At 73.1% G+C, this 13,502-nt stretch carries 14 protein-coding genes; 5 read left to right on the top strand and 9 right to left on the bottom strand.

What is annotated here, in order from left to right:
* Positions 1-101: 101 nt before the first annotated feature.
* The 4 genes from CLV54_RS11755 to CLV54_RS11740 are packed head-to-tail and all read left to right on the top strand — an operon-like array spanning position 102 to position 3,322.
* Positions 102-560 carry a TOBE domain-containing protein gene (locus tag CLV54_RS11755; RefSeq protein WP_100345181.1) on the top strand — a complete coding sequence of 153 codons (459 nt, stop codon included), beginning with the start codon at positions 102-104 and terminating at the stop codon, positions 558-560.
* Entirely contained in the window at positions 557-1,426 is an 870-nt protein-coding gene (modA, locus tag CLV54_RS17960; RefSeq protein ID WP_245861668.1) for a molybdate ABC transporter substrate-binding protein, read from the top strand. The genes CLV54_RS11755 and modA overlap by 4 nt, the downstream gene beginning before the upstream one ends.
* The gene (locus tag CLV54_RS11745; RefSeq protein WP_245861666.1) at positions 1,416-2,243 is read left to right on the top strand and encodes an ABC transporter permease; all 828 of its coding nucleotides are present in this window, start codon (positions 1,416-1,418) and stop codon (positions 2,241-2,243) included. The genes modA and CLV54_RS11745 overlap by 11 nt, the downstream gene beginning before the upstream one ends.
* Positions 2,240-3,322, top strand: a complete 1,083-nt coding sequence (locus CLV54_RS11740; protein ID WP_211294533.1) for an ABC transporter ATP-binding protein — start codon at positions 2,240-2,242, stop codon at positions 3,320-3,322. The genes CLV54_RS11745 and CLV54_RS11740 overlap by 4 nt, the downstream gene beginning before the upstream one ends.
* Before the next feature lie 51 nt (positions 3,323-3,373).
* Here CLV54_RS11740 and CLV54_RS11735 read toward each other — a convergent pair whose 3' ends face one another.
* Positions 3,374-4,012 (bottom strand): TetR/AcrR family transcriptional regulator, encoded by a 639-nt coding sequence (locus CLV54_RS11735; protein WP_100345179.1) that lies wholly within the window; start codon positions 4,010-4,012, stop codon positions 3,374-3,376.
* Positions 4,013-4,071: 59 nt separating this feature from the next.
* Positions 4,072-4,494, bottom strand: coding sequence for a BphX family protein (locus tag CLV54_RS11730; RefSeq protein WP_100345178.1), 423 nt, complete (start codon positions 4,492-4,494; stop codon positions 4,072-4,074).
* 63 nt (positions 4,495-4,557) lie between these two features.
* Between CLV54_RS11730 and CLV54_RS11725 the strand changes: the two genes are divergently transcribed.
* Entirely contained in the window at positions 4,558-5,856 is a 1,299-nt protein-coding gene (locus tag CLV54_RS11725) for a nucleotide disphospho-sugar-binding domain-containing protein (protein ID WP_100345177.1), read from the top strand.
* A gap of 5 nt (positions 5,857-5,861) precedes the next feature.
* Here the strand turns inward: CLV54_RS11725 and CLV54_RS11720 are convergent, their stop codons facing one another.
* From CLV54_RS11720 to CLV54_RS11695, 7 genes are all read right to left on the bottom strand, one after another.
* Positions 5,862-7,433 carry a molybdopterin-dependent oxidoreductase gene (locus tag CLV54_RS11720; protein ID WP_245861664.1) on the bottom strand — a complete coding sequence of 524 codons (1,572 nt, stop codon included), beginning with the start codon at positions 7,431-7,433 and terminating at the stop codon, positions 5,862-5,864.
* A gap of 128 nt (positions 7,434-7,561) precedes the next feature.
* The gene (locus CLV54_RS11715) at positions 7,562-8,950 is read right to left on the bottom strand and encodes an alkaline phosphatase family protein (RefSeq protein ID WP_100345175.1); all 1,389 of its coding nucleotides are present in this window, start codon (positions 8,948-8,950) and stop codon (positions 7,562-7,564) included.
* Positions 8,947-10,122: a metabolite traffic protein EboE gene (gene eboE, locus CLV54_RS11710; RefSeq protein ID WP_100345174.1), complete on the bottom strand. Its 1,176-nt coding sequence runs from the start codon at positions 10,120-10,122 to the stop codon at positions 8,947-8,949. The genes CLV54_RS11715 and eboE overlap by 4 nt, the downstream gene beginning before the upstream one ends.
* Complete coding sequence (locus CLV54_RS11705; protein ID WP_245861662.1) at positions 10,119-11,024, bottom strand: TatD family hydrolase; 906 nt, start codon at positions 11,022-11,024, stop codon at positions 10,119-10,121. The genes eboE and CLV54_RS11705 overlap by 4 nt, the downstream gene beginning before the upstream one ends.
* Positions 11,021-11,710, bottom strand: coding sequence for an EboA domain-containing protein (locus tag CLV54_RS17815; RefSeq protein WP_211294532.1), 690 nt, complete (start codon positions 11,708-11,710; stop codon positions 11,021-11,023). Before CLV54_RS17815 ends, CLV54_RS11705 begins: the two co-directional genes overlap by 4 nt.
* Entirely contained in the window at positions 11,703-12,590 is an 888-nt protein-coding gene (locus tag CLV54_RS17810; protein ID WP_211294531.1) for a sugar phosphate isomerase/epimerase family protein, read from the bottom strand. Before CLV54_RS17810 ends, CLV54_RS17815 begins: the two co-directional genes overlap by 8 nt.
* Positions 12,587-13,501: an SCO3242 family prenyltransferase gene (locus CLV54_RS11695; protein ID WP_100345496.1), complete on the bottom strand. Its 915-nt coding sequence runs from the start codon at positions 13,499-13,501 to the stop codon at positions 12,587-12,589. Before CLV54_RS11695 ends, CLV54_RS17810 begins: the two co-directional genes overlap by 4 nt.
* Position 13,502 lies beyond the last annotated feature (1 nt).

The following is a 13,502-nucleotide window of genomic DNA, read 5'->3' as shown; positions in this document are numbered from 1 at the left end:
CGCCTGTTCGACGGTTCGGCGCGACTCGCGCGGCAGGCGGCACAGGCCTCACCGCACCTGCGGGCGGAAGCATATGATGGGAGCGCAGATGCGGAGGCGGCATGGTCAGCACGTTCAGAGTGAGTGAGGCGGCCGCGCTCCTGGGCGTGAGCGACGACACCGTGCGACGCTGGGCCGCGGCGGGCCGGCTGACGCTCGGCAAGGGCGCGAGCGGAGCCCTCGAGGTCGACGGCGCCGAGCTGGCACGGCTGAGCGTCGAGGTCGCGGCCGAGTCGCCCCTCGCGGCGCTGCCCGTGCCGGGCGCGGCATCCGCTCGCAACCGGCTGCAGGGGCTCGTCACACGCGTCGTCAAAGACACCGTGATGGCGCAGGTCGAGATGCAGGTCGGGGTGTTCCGCATCGTCTCGCTCATGAGCCGGGAGGCGGCCGACGAGCTCGGACTCGAGCCCGGCACCCTCGCCATCGCGAGCATGAAGGCGACGACCGTCGTCGTCGAGGTGCCCGACAGACCCGGCCAGTCCGACAGACCCGGCCAGCCCGATCGAAAGGACCGCGAATGACCTCCAGAACCCGCCTGCCCCGGAGCGCCTCGTCGACGACCGCGCTGCTCACGACCGCGCTGCGGGGAGCGCCCGTGCTCGCGGCCCTCGCGCTCGTGGCGGCCCTCGCCGGCTGCGCGCCCGCCGCCGACGCCCCGAGCGCCGCGGCGTCGTCGGAGGCGAGCTCGACGCCGGGCCGCGAGGCGCAGCACGTCGAGGGCGCCGTGACGGTCTTCGCCGCGGCATCCCTCACCGGCACCTTCACCGAGCTCGCGAAGCAGTTCGAGCAGGCGAACCCGGACGCCACGGTCACTCTCAACTTCGGCGGATCCTCGGCGCTCGCCGAGCAGATCAACCAGGGCGCGCCGGCCGACGTCTTCGCCGCCGCGAGCCCGGCGACCATGACGACCGTCGTCGACGCGGGCGGGGTGGCGGGGGAGCCCACCGTGTTCGCGAGCAACACGCTCGAGATCGCGGTGCCGCCCGGGAACCCCGGCGGCATCACGGGGATCGCCGACTTCGGCGACGAGGCCAAGACGATCGCCCTGTGCGCTCCCGAGGTGCCGTGCGGTGCGGCCGCCGCCACGGTCTTCGAGAAGGCCGGGATCACGGCGGCGCCCGACACCCTCGAGCAGGACGTCAAGGCAGCGCTCACCAAGGTTCAGCTCGGCGAGGTCGACGCGGCCATGGTCTACCGCACCGACGTGCTCGCGGCCGGCGACGGGGTCGAGGGCATCGAGTTCGCGGAGGCCGCGGATGCCGTCAACGACTACCCGATCGCCGTGCTCTCGGCGGCGCCCAACCCCACGGGGGCGCAGGCCTTCGTCGACTTCGTGCTCTCCGAGGGCGCCGGGGTGCTCGCGGCGGCGGGATTCGATGCCGGCTAGGGCTCGTCTGGCGACCGACCGCCGTGCCGGGGTCCCCGGCGCGCTCTGGCCGTTCGCCGTGCTCGCCCTCGCATTTCTGACCTTCCCGCTCGTCGCCCTGCTCGTGCGGGCGCCGTGGGCGCAACTGCCGCAGCTGCTGTTCACCCCGCAGGTGCTCGACGCCCTGCGTCTCTCGCTCGTGAGCGCCGTGCTCGCGACGCTCATCTCGCTCGTGCTCGGTGTGCCGCTCGCCTGGGTTCTCGTGCGGTCGAGCCGGTGGCGGATGCCGGGGCTGCGCCGCCTGCTGCGCGCCCTCGTGCTCGTGCCGCTCGTGCTCCCGCCCGTCGTGGGCGGCGTCGCGCTGCTGCTCCTGCTCGGCCGGCGCGGACTGCTCGGGCAGTACCTCTTCGAGTGGTTCGGCGTCTCGCTGCCGTTCACGACGACGGCCGTGGTGCTCGCCGAGGCCTTTGTGGCCATGCCGTTCCTCGTGCTCGCGGTCGAGGGCGCGCTGCGCAGCGCCGACCGTCGCTACGAGGACGCGGCGGCGACCCTCGGCGCCTCGCCGTTCACGGTCTTCCGCCGGGTGACGCTGCCCCTCGTCGCGCCGGGGGTGCTCGCGGGTGCCGTGCTGTGCTTCGCGCGGGCGCTCGGCGAGTTCGGGGCCACGATCACCTTCGCAGGCAGCCTTCCCGGCGTCACCCAGACCATGCCGATCTCGGCATACCTCGCTCTGCAGACCGACCCGGATGCCGCGATCGTGCTCTCCCTCGTGCTGCTGGCCGTCTCGATCGTGGTGCTCGTGAGCCTGCGCGACCGCTGGCTCGGGGTGACCTCGTGAGCGCGGCGGGCCTCGACGCCCGGCTCCTGGTCGAGCGGGAGGGCTTCACCCTCGACCTCGAGCTCGCCGTCGCCCCGGGCGCCGTGCTCGCCGTTCTCGGGCCGAACGGCGCGGGCAAGAGCACGGCTCTGCGGGCGATCGCGGGGCTCGTGGGCCCGACGGGCGGCCATGTGCGTGTCGCCGGCCGGGTGCTCGACGACGTCGGCGCCTCGGTGAGGGTGCCGACCGAGAAGCGCGGGCTCGGCGTCGTCTTCCAGGACTACCTGCTCTTCCCGCACCTGAGCGTGCGCGACAACGTCGCCTTCGGGCTGCGTGCGCAGGGCGTCGCCCGCGCCGAGGCGCACGAGCGCAGCGAGCGCTGGCTCGAGAGGATGGCGCTCGGCCCTTTCGCCGAGAAACGGCCTGCGGCGCTCTCGGGCGGCCAGGCCCAGCGGGTCGCGCTCGCCCGCGCGCTCGTGCTCGAGCCGCGGCTGCTCCTGCTCGACGAGCCGCTCGCGGCCCTGGACGCCTCGACGCGGATGGACGTGCGTGCCGAGCTCGCCGAATACCTGGGGGACTTCCCCGGTTCGACGGTGCTCGTGACCCACGACCCGCTCGACGCCATGGTGCTCGCGAGCGAGGTGCTCGTGGTCGAGCACGGCAGGGTGACCCAGCGCGGCGCCCCCGCGCAGCTCGCGCGTGCGCCCCGCACCGACTACGTGGCGCGTCTGATGGGGCTCAACCTCGTCACGGGGCGGGCGCAGCCGGATGACGCGGGCGTCGCCGTCCGGCATGGCGGCGGCATCCTCGTGCGCAGCGCCGAGACGAGCGAGGGTCCGGTCACGGCCCTCGTCTTCGCGCCCTCGGCGGTGGGGGTGCACCGGTCGCGGCCGGAGGGCTCCCCGCGCAACGTGTGGGAGTGCCGGGTGCGGGGCGTCGAGCAGCACGCGCAGACGATCAGGGTGCGCGCCACGACCGCGGAGGGCGGGCTCGAGCTCTTCGCCGACATCACGGCGGCGGCGCTCGCCGAGCTGCGGCTGGCCGTGGGCGACACCGTCTGGCTGAGCGTCAAGGCGGGCGAGGTGCGGGTCAGCCGCTGAGCGGCGCCGCGGCGCATCGGGGCGACCGGTGGTGTGCCGGATGCGCGGTGCTCAGACGATCGGTCCGCCGAGCACCAGGCGCTCGATCGCGTCGCCCAGCCAGCGCTGGTAGCGCTCGTCGCTCCAGCCGCGCTCGCCGGCGAAGAAGCGGTAGGTCTCGGGCGAGACGAGGTAGGTGAGCACCTCGGCGCGCTCGTCGGGGTCGGTGTCGCCGCGCAGCAGCCCGTGGGCCCCGCACCAGCTGATCGCCATGCCGATGTCGTTGTGGCGCCGGCGATTGAGGTCGGACAGCAGCTCTGCGACCGCCTCGTCGGTCTCGGCGGCGACGTAGAGGGCGTTGTGGATGCCTGCCGTTCGCGCGTTCGCCTCCGCGAGGAAGCGGAGGTAGGCGGGGAGGGCCTGGTCGGGCGGCAACTGCATGATCGCCGCCACCGCGGGGCGCTCGTACAGAGGATGAGTGCCCTCGTCGCCGGCGAGCGTCACCTCGAACGCGGCCATGAGCAGGGCGCTCTTGGGCCCGGCGAGGTGCACGCTCTGGGCCGAGACCCCGGCTTCTTTCGCGATGGCCGCCATCGTGGTGCCCTGGTAGCCCTCCTGCGCGAACAGCTTCGCGGCGGCGCCGAGGATGCGACGGCGGGTCTCTGCAGACGCCTCCGCCCGGATCGGCGAGGAGTACTGTCGCGTTCCCATGCTGGCGATCCTACGATGTCCGTCGCCTCTCGGTGGACGTGCGCCGGTCGCGCCCCCGCTCAGGAGCTGCGCCGCTGCCCTGGTCGTGCCGCCGCGCGCAACGCGAGGAGGCCGGTGACGATGATCGCGAGATGGAGCACGATGAAGGCGAGCATGCTCGGCAGCGGATAGCCTGCCGCGATCATGTAGACGTCGTCGAGGATGCCGCGCACGACAGAGAGCGTGATCGCGAGCCAGGCGAGGATGCGGCTCTGCTCCGGACGAAAGGACGCGATGATCAAGAACACTCCCAGGATCAGCAGATCGAGGCCGAACAGCAGGGTGTAGTCGAGGAAGCCGCGATAGGCGGTGCCGGGGATGGGCGCGTCCCAGCCGGGGATGCTCAGCTCGAGACGGGGTGCGCTGAGGAAGGGCAGCCACAACGCCCCGAGGACGAGGTTGACGATGCCGACGATACGAAACCACCAGGTCAGAAATCTCATGAGGTATTCCTATATTGATTTTAGTCCGATGTCAATCAATATATTCGTGCTATAAATAACTCCGTGGCCACCTACCTCGTCTGCAGCACCCCCGTCCACGGGCATGTCGCCCCCGTGCTCGGAGCCGCCGGCCATCTCGTCGAGCGCGGGCACCGGGTGATCGTGCTCACCGGCAGCCGTTTCGCCGATCGCGTCGCCGCCATCGGGGCCGAATTCCGCCCCCTCGCCGGCATCGCCGACTTCGACGACCGCGACGTGACGAGCTACCTCCCCGAGCGTGAGCGCTATCGGGGCATCGCCCAGGCGCAATACGACATCCAGACGATCTTCGTCACGCCGATCCCCGAGCAGTATCGTGCGGTGCGCGCGATCGTGGCGGCCGAGCAGCCCGACGCGATCCTCGTCGACGGCGCCTTCGGCGGGGTCGCGCCGCTGCTCCTGCGCGACGCCCCGCGCCCTCCCGTGCTCGCGCTCGGCGTGACCCCGCTCACGCAGTCGAGCCGGGATGTCGCGCCCGCCGGAACCGCGCTGCCGCCCTCGTCGACCCCGCTCGGACGCATTCGGAACCGGCTCCTCGACGTCGTCGCGAAGCGCATCCTCTTCCGCCGCACCCAGGCCCTGGCGCAGCGGATCCTGTCAGACCTCGGGATCCCGCGCACCGAGCACTTCATCATGGACATCTCGAGCGCGTTCGACAGGTTCCTGCAACTGTGCCCCCGCGAGTTCGAGTATCCGCGGAGCGACATCGCGCCGAACACGGCGTTCGTCGGTCCGATCCCGCCGGGGGGCTCCGCCGACATCCCGCTGCCCGCCTGGTGGGGCGAGCTCGACGGCCTCCGTCCCGTTGTGCACGTCACCCAGGGCACGATCGACAATCACGACCTGGACCGCCTGATCCGCCCGACGCTCAGAGCGCTCGAGGGGCTCGACGTCCTGGTGGTCGTGTCGCTCGGCGGCCGTTCCCCCGACGAGCTGGGCGCGCCGGGCGAACTCCCGACCAACGCGCGAGTGGCCTCCTACCTTCCCTACGACCGGCTGCTTCCCCTCAGCTCCGTCTACGTGACCAACGGGGGCTACGGCGGTGTGCAGCACGCACTGCGCGAGGGCGTTCCGATCGTCGTCGCCGGTGACACGGAGGACAAGCCCGAGGTCGCCGCCCGCATCGGCTGGTCGGGCACGGGGATCGACCTGCGCACCGGCAGCCCCGAGCCCGAGGCCGTGCGCGCCGCCGTGATGCGCGTGCTCGCCGAGCCCGCCTACCGCATCGCCGCGCAACGGATGGCGACCGCCATCGCCGGCACCGATGCGCTCGCGCTCATCGAGCACGAGCTCGAGGCGAGCACGGCGGCCCGCGCGCGATAGGCGTCTCAGCCGCCGACGGTCACCGAGATCTCGGGGTAGCCGGTCGCCCCGTCGGGCAGCACCCCGGCGACCGCCGAGGTCTGCACGATTCCGTTGCCGTCGGTCGCCCGCGCCCGGATGCTGTGGGCGCCGCTCGTCGCGGGCCAGTCGTAGCGCCACTGCCGCCAGGTGTCCGCCGAGATCGCGTCGGCGAGGGTCGCGGCCTGCCAGGCGCCGTCGTCGACCTGCACCTCGACGCCCCGGATGCCGGTGTGCTGCGCCCAGGCGACGCCGGCCACGGTGATCGTGCCCGCCGTGAGCGGCTGACCGCGTTTCGGCACGTCGATGCGCGAGGCCGTCTTGATGGGCCCGCGCTCGCCCCAGCCGCGCTCCTGCCAGTAGGCGACGTGCCGGTCGAAGCGGGTGACCTCGAGGGTGCGCACCCATTTGGTCGCCGACACGTAGCCGTAGAGCCCCGGCACGACCATGCGCACGGGAAAGCCGTGCTCGAGCGGCAGCGGCTCGCCGTTCATGCCCACGGCGAGGATCGCGTTGCGGTCGTCGGTGAGCGCCTCGATGGGCGTGCTCGCGGTCCAGCCGTCCTCGCTCGTCGAGAGCACCATGTCGGCGTCGGCGTGCACGCCCGCCCGGGTGAGCAGCTCGCGGATCGGGTAGCCGAGCCAGGTCGCGTTGCCGATGAGGTCGCCGCCGATCTCGTTGGAGACGCAGGTGAGCGTCGTCGTGCTCTCCTCGAGCGGCAGGGCGACGAGCTCGTCGAAGCCGAGCGTGACCTCGGTGTCGACCATGCCCGTGATCCTCAGGCTCCAGTCGGCGGGGTCGATGCGCGGCACCTGCAGCGCGGTGTCGATGCGGTAGAAGCTCTCGTTGGGCGTGACGATCGGGGCGAGCCCCTCGATCCGGAAGTCGGCCCCGCTCGGGATGGGCGGCGCGGCCTTCGCAGGCGCAGGGAGTCTGAACATCGCCCTCGCCGCGTCGACGGCCCGCGAGCCGGCGGCGAGCAGCTGCCCGCCGATCACCGCGAGGATGCCGAGCGCCGTCGCCGAGCCCGCGACGACGAGGAAGCGGCGGCGGTCGATGCCGGCCTCGGGGGTTCCCGGGCGAGGCGCGTTCTGCAGCCGTTTGACGAGCACGGCCAGCAGGACGGCGGCGGCGATCATCCCCACGACGGAGGGCGCGGCATCCAGCGGCGACGCCCCGGCGCGGGTGAGCCCGGCGAAGGCGCCGAGGAGGCCGGCGAGGATGACGAGGATGCGGCCGATGGGCGAGCGCACGAGCTCGAGCACCCCCGCGAGGGCTGCGAGGACGAGCACGAGAACCACGAGGGTCACGAGCAGCACGGCTTTGTCGTCGGTGCCGAAGAGCTGGACGACCACGTCTTTGACCCAGCCGGGGACGAGGTCGATGACGAGCGCGCCCACAACGACGATCGGGCCGGCCGTGGGCGCGAACAGGGCCGCGGCGAGCTCGGCCGCGCCGAGGCCGGCGACGGCGGAGGCGATGCCCGCGAGAGCCGCGAGACGCCAGGGCACGGTGCGCCTGCCCGGCCTCGCGGCCGTGCGTTCCCCGGTAGTTGTCACGACGCCGAGACTACGACCGAATTCTGTGAATGGGAACGAGGCACGTCGAGCGCGGTTTTGTTCGCGGCCGACGAGCCCCGGCACTCGTCGGCCGCGAACAAAACCGCGCTCGACGAGTCAGCGGCGAGTCAGCCGGGCAGCAGCCCCTGGGCGCGCAGCACGATGTCGCGGATGCCGGTGGCCGGAACGGGGCCCGCGCCGAGCCCCTCGGCGAGCGCGGCATCCGAGAGCAGCAGCAGCGGGGTGTCGGCCGAGGAGTCCGGCAGCCGGCCGTGCGTGCCCTTCACTAGGTGTGCGTCGAGCGGCACGGCGTTCATCGTGTAGCGCAGGCCGACCTTCTTCTTGGCGAGGTTGCCGGCCGCCTTGAGCTTGACGAGCGGGTCGGCGGGGTTGAAGAACAGCTCGGCGGGGTCGTAGCCGGGCTTCTTGTGGATCTCGACGCCGCGCGCGAAGTCGGGGGCGCGCTGGTCGCTCAGCCAGTAGTAGTAGGTGAACCACGCGCCGGGCTGCGCGACGACGACGAGATCGCCCGAGCGGCTGTGGTCGAGGCCGTACCGGGCCTGCTGCCCGCGGTCGAGCACCTCGTCGACCCCGGGCAGCTCGGCGATGATCGAGCGCACCCGCTCGAGCCGGGAGAGGTCGTCGAGGTAGACGTGCGCGACCTGGTGGTCGGCGACCGCGAAGGCCTTCGAGGTCCACGGATCGAGCAGCTCGCGGCCGTCCTGCACGTACACCTCGAGCAGCCCGTTGCGGCGCAGGGTGCGGTTGAGGTCGATGGGCAGGGTCGCCGGGGCGATCCCGTACTCGGCGAGGGCGACGACGGCGATGCCGCGCTCGGCGGCGTCGTCGAGCAGAGGGGCGAGGGCCGCGTCGAGCTCCGCCGCCGCGGCATCCGCCTCGGGGCCGTCCGGTCCGAAGCGCTGCAGGTCGTAGTCGAGGTGCGGCAGGTAGGCCATCGTGAGGTTCGGCTCGTGGCTGCGCAGGATGCTGCGCGTCGCCTCCACGATCCAGCGCGTCGAGGCGATGCTCGCCGTCGGGCCCCAGTACTGGAAGAGCGGGAAGTCGCCGAGTTGCTCGGTGAGCACGTCGTGCAGCGCGGGCGGGCGCACGTAGGCGTCGGGGGACTTGCGCCCGTCGGCGTGATAGACGGGGCGGGGCGTGACGGTGACGTCGGTCGAGGCGCCCATCGCGTACCACCAGCAGACGTTCGCCGCCGTGTAGCCGTCGTGGCGGCCGCGGGCCGTCTCCCAGAGCTTCTCGCCCGCGACGAGCTTGTTGTGCTGGCGCCACAGGAAGATCTCGCCGAGCTCGCGGAAGTACCAGCCGTTGCCGACCGAGCCGTGCTGGGCGGGCATCGTGCCGGTGAGGATGGTCGACTGCACGCTGCAGGTGACAGCGGGCAGGATCGTGCCGAGCTCGCCCTGCCAGCCGTTCTGCACGCAGGCGCGCAGCCGTGGCATGTGGGCGAGGGCCTTCGCGGTGAGCCCGACGACGTCGAGCAGCAGCACGGGCCTCATCGCAGGGCTCCCTCGGTCTGGGCCTTCGGATGGGTCGCGGCATCCGCCGTCGGCGGCACGAGCTCGCGCACGGCCCAGCGCAGCTCGGCCGCGATGCCCGCCACGAGGTCGGCGGGGTTCCGGCCCTCCGGGAGCACGCTCCAGGTGTAGGTCTCGACGTCGAGGTGGGTGTCGCCGCCGCCCGGCGTCGCGGCGACGGCCGCGACGGCGCGGATGAGCACGTCCGTCGTCGAGCGCAGCGGCTCTGCGGGCACGTGGTGCAGCGGCACGTGGAAGTGCACACGCCACGGCCCGGTGGCGGGAAGGGCCTCGAGCGCCTCGTCGAGGTCGTCGGAGGCGAGCACCGTGCCGTCCGGCTGCAGCTCCCGCACCTGGTGCAGGTAGCGCTTCTCGGCGAAGACGCCCACGGCCGCACGTTGCAGAGGGTCGGCGGGGTCGGGGACCTCGAGCGCGGCCGAGGCCTGCACCTTGACGACCCGCAGGCCCGCCTCGGCGATCTGCCGCACGGCCGACTCCGGCTCGGCGAACGACACGGCCAGGTGGCAGGTGTCGAGGCAGACGCCGATGAACTCGGGATCGATTGCGCCGTCCGCCACGCGGGGCGCGAGCCAGCGCACGATGTCGCTCACCGTGTCGAGGATGCAACCGGGCTCCGGCTCGATCGCGAGGCGGATGGCGTGACCGCTGCTGTGCCGCAGCGCCGCGAGCTCGCGCGACAGCTCGCCGAGCTGAGCCGTCGCGATGCGGTCGTCGTCGGCCGACCACTCCGTGCGCCAGCCGAGGGGGAGCGTCGAGATGCTGCCGTCGGCGTGCGGGGGCAGCAGGCGGGAGAGCACGAGGGCGCAGTCGAGCGTGAAGCGCAGGCGCGCGGCATCCGCCCAGTTCGGACGGTAGACGTCGAGCTTCACGACCTCGGCGTGGAAGGCGGCGAAGGGGAAGGCGTTGATCGTGCGCAGCTCGAGCCGGTTGCGCTCGAGCGCGTCGCGGAGGCTCGCGAGAGCGTCGTCGTCGCTCGCGAGCAGCGCGGCCAGCTCGGCGGGAAGCCAGAGGCCCACGCCGAGCACGTCGAGGCCCGCGGCGATCCGAGCGGGTCCGGAGTACTCGTCGAGCTGACGGATGACGCCCTCGAGGTCTTCGGCGGGATGAACGTTCGTGCAGTAGGAGAGCCTCATCGCACACGCTCCCCGCGCAGCACCGAGTTGCCCTCGAAGAGCGCGCCCGAGGCGTCGGGCGCGCCGGAGCCGTCGGAGGCGTCGTCCTCCTCGAAGCCGGGGATCGGGTCGAGCACGAGCCTGCCGCTCTGCCCGAAGAAGGCGACGGGGTTCTCCCACAGCACCGTGTGCACCGCGGCCGCGTCGAAGCCGCCGCCGAGCATCTCGCGGCCGGTCGACGAGGTCTTGAGCGGATCGGACTGGCCCCAGTCGGCGGCCGAGTTCACGAGCACCCTCCGGGTGCCGATCCTGCGCAGGATCTCGACCATCCGCGGCTCGTCCATCTTCGTGTGCGGGTAGATCGAGAAGCCCATCCAGGCACCGCTGTCGGCGACGAGGTCGACGGTGCCCTCGTTGAGGTGGTCGACCACGACCATCGCCGGGTCGATGCCCGACTCGCGCACGACGTCGAGGGTGCGCCTCGTGCCGGCGACCTTGTCGCGGTGCGGGGTGTGCACCATGACGGGCAGCTCGAACTCGCGCGCGAGCTCGAGCTGGCGGGCGAAGACCTCGTCCTCCTCGGGGGTCATCGAGTCGTAGCCGACCTCGCCGACCGCGACGACGCCGTCTTTGCCGAGGTAGCGGGGCAGCAGCTCGACGACCTCGCGCAGCCGCGGGTCGTTCGCCTCCTTGGGGTTGAGGGCGAGCGCCGCGTGGTGCCGGATGCCGTACTGCGAGGCCCGGAAGCGCTCCCAGCCGATGAGGGCGTCGAAGTAGTCGGTGAAGGAGCCCGCGCTCGTGCGCGGCTGGCCGAGCCAGAAGGAGGGCTCGACGAGCGCGCGCACCCCCGAGGCGTACATCGCCTGGTAGTCGTCGGTCGTGCGGGAGGTCATGTGGATGTGCGGGTCGAAGATGCGCATCATTCGCCTTTCGTCTGGTGCACGTGCTGGTCCTGGGGCGGCTGCGCGCGCGTCGGTGCCTGTGCGCGGTGCCGGAGCCGCAGCCGCACGACGTCGTCGGGTGTCGTGCGCCCGGCCGCCCTGCGCTCCTCGTCGAGGGCGCCGAGCATCCGGTCGAGCTCGTCGTCGTAGCGGCCGTCGAGGCCCGCGACGGAGGCGAGCGGCGCGTCCATGAACACGAGCTTGAGCACGCCGTGGCGCCAGCTGTGGTCGTCGAGGTGCCGAGCGCCGAAATCCCCGAGGGCGGATGCCACGAGCCGGGGGTCGTTCGCGCGGAGTGCGTCCTTCGCGAGCTCGACACCTGCCGCTACCACCTCGCCCTCCACGAGCCCCGCCGGGCGGGTGTCGAGGGCGCCGAGGCCGAGCAGCACTCCGCGTCGCTCGGCGTTGTCGCCGTGGCGGTAGAGCGATTCGAGCTCGGTCGCGAGCGGGGCGTCGTCGAGCGCGCCGGAGAGGGACACCACGAGGGCGACGCGCGCGAGGTCGTCCCGGGTGCCGTGCACGATGCCGGTCGGGTCGGCTGCGGGCTCGACGGCCTCGCGCCCCACGGCGCGGCCGGCCTGCGCGAAGAAGCGGGAGATCGAGGCGGGGTCGTTCGCGATCACGGCCTGCGCCCGCGCGACCCAGCCGTCGGAGGGGATGTCAGGCATGACTGCGCTCCTCGGCTGTGGACGGCGATGACTCCCACGCCGCACGGACGGCGGCGATGCTGCGTGCGGCGAGGGCGGGCGCGTCGTGCGAGTGGCGGGGGAACTCCATGGCCGCGACACCGCAGTAGCCGATCTCGGCGAGGGTCGCGAGGGCGAGCGGGAGGTCGAGCTCGCCGTGCCCCAGCTCGAGGTGCTCGTGCACTCCGGGCACCATGTCGTCGACCTGCACGTTGCGCAGCAGCGCCCCCGCCTCGCGGAGCGCGCCGTCGACGCCGTGCGGCTCGACGGCCACGCAGTGACCGAGGTCGACCGTGATGCCGAGCAGCGCGGGGGAGCCGAGCGCCTCGCGCAGGCGCAGGGCGTCGCCGACGGTCTCGACGGCCATACCCGGCTCTGGCTCGAGGGCGAGCGTCACGCCGTGGCGCTCGGCGGTGTCGAGCAGGGCGGGCAGTCTCTCGAGCATGCGCCTCTCGCCCTCCGCCGGGGTCGTGCCCGCGGGCAGCACACCCGACCAGAACGAGACGCACTCGGCGTCCAGCCGTTCGGCGAGCTCGACGGCGCGCTGGAGGAACTCGATCCGGCGGCCGAGCTCCTCGCTCACGAGGGTCGGATGGTGCTTGACACGGGGGTCGAGCAGGTACCGGGCGCCCGTCTCGACGACGACGCGCATCCCGAACTCGCCGAGCCGCCGGGCGAGCCGGTCGGCGCGGGCGTCCGCGTCGTGTGCGAAGGGGTCGAGATGAGGGTGCCCGAGGGTGAGAGCGATCGCCTCGTAGCCGAGGCCGGCGAGCACTCGCAGCGCGTCGTCGAGCGTGTGGTCGGTGAAGCCGTTCGTGCCGTAGCCGATGGCGAAGGGCGCGGCCGTGTCGGGCGTGCTCATGTGATGTCCGCGGTCGAGCGCCTGCGGGAGAGCAGCCGGCCGGCGACGTCCACGGCGGCGAGCACGAGCGTCGCGCCGAGCGAGCCGGCGCGCGCGGCGAGAGCGGTCTGGAGGGGCACCATGGCGCGGATGCCGCGGCCGGTCGCTCGGCGTGCGTGCGCGGCATCCGGCGTCTCGACCGTCTCGAGCTGGGCGGGCCCGCAGGCGGCGGCGTATGACAGCGCGGATGCCGCGGCGAGCGTTCGTGTGGCGCCGGCGGCCGGGCTCGGGGCCCGGAGGCCGCCCGGTGAGCCGCTCACCGATCCGGCCGGCAAGGGGATCGAGAGGGCGGCGATCGTGTTCGCGGCCGTGCCGAGGGCGACGGCCCGGGCGATCGCGGGCGTGGTGCCGTGCACCTCGCCGCGGGCGAGGGCGGTGACCCCGAAGGTGTGCGAGGCCATGATCGCCGCGGACGGGGCGGCCGCGCCGATCCGGTCGCTCCCCGCGCCCATGAGCACGTCGAGCCCGCGGCAGGCCGCCATGACGGCGGGCCCGGCAGCGGTGGGCTTCGCCACGAGGTCGTACAGCCAGATGCTCGCCGTGAGGGGCAGCGCCACGGCGAAGCTGCGCCGCCCGCCCGCCGCGGCCGCGATCGCGAGCCCCGCGGCGGTGAGCCCCACCGCCACGCCGAGAGCGCGCCGCGGCGAGATCCGGCCGGAGGGGATCGGCCGTTCGGGGCGTTCGACGGCGTCGAGCTCCCGATCGGCGTAGTCGTTGAGCGCCATCCCGCTCGCGTAGAGGCACGCCGAGGCGAGGGGCAGAGCCAGGCCCCGGACCCCGAGCGCGCGGCCGGCGGATGCCGCGCCCACGAGGGTGTCGCCGAGAACGGTCAGCGCGGCCGGGGCCCTGACGAGTTCGAGATAGGCCTTCACC

The sequence above is a fragment of the Compostimonas suwonensis genome (assembly GCF_002797855.1).
Classification (GTDB): domain Bacteria; phylum Actinomycetota; class Actinomycetes; order Actinomycetales; family Microbacteriaceae; genus Compostimonas; species Compostimonas suwonensis.
The sequence above is the reverse complement of the archived record's forward strand: the minus strand, read 5'-3'. Positions and strand labels throughout refer to the sequence as shown.

Coding starts and splice junctions, on each gene's coding strand:
- CLV54_RS11755 (WP_100345181.1), top strand. CDS start 102: ATGGTCAGCACGTTCAGAGTGAGTGAGGCGGCCGCGCTCCTGGGCGTG.
- modA (WP_245861668.1), top strand. CDS start 557: ATGACCTCCAGAACCCGCCTGCCCCGGAGCGCCTCGTCGACGACCGCG.
- CLV54_RS11745 (WP_245861666.1), top strand. CDS start 1,416: ATGCCGGCTAGGGCTCGTCTGGCGACCGACCGCCGTGCCGGGGTCCCC.
- CLV54_RS11735 (WP_100345179.1), bottom strand. CDS start 4,012: ATGGGAACGCGACAGTACTCCTCGCCGATCCGGGCGGAGGCGTCTGCA.
- CLV54_RS11730 (WP_100345178.1), bottom strand. CDS start 4,494: ATGAGATTTCTGACCTGGTGGTTTCGTATCGTCGGCATCGTCAACCTC.
- CLV54_RS11715 (WP_100345175.1), bottom strand. CDS start 8,950: ATGAGGCCCGTGCTGCTGCTCGACGTCGTCGGGCTCACCGCGAAGGCC.
- eboE (WP_100345174.1), bottom strand. CDS start 10,122: ATGAGGCTCTCCTACTGCACGAACGTTCATCCCGCCGAAGACCTCGAG.
- CLV54_RS11705 (WP_245861662.1), bottom strand. CDS start 11,024: ATGATGCGCATCTTCGACCCGCACATCCACATGACCTCCCGCACGACC.
- CLV54_RS17815 (WP_211294532.1), bottom strand. CDS start 11,710: ATGCCTGACATCCCCTCCGACGGCTGGGTCGCGCGGGCGCAGGCCGTG.
- CLV54_RS17810 (WP_211294531.1), bottom strand. CDS start 12,590: ATGAGCACGCCCGACACGGCCGCGCCCTTCGCCATCGGCTACGGCACG.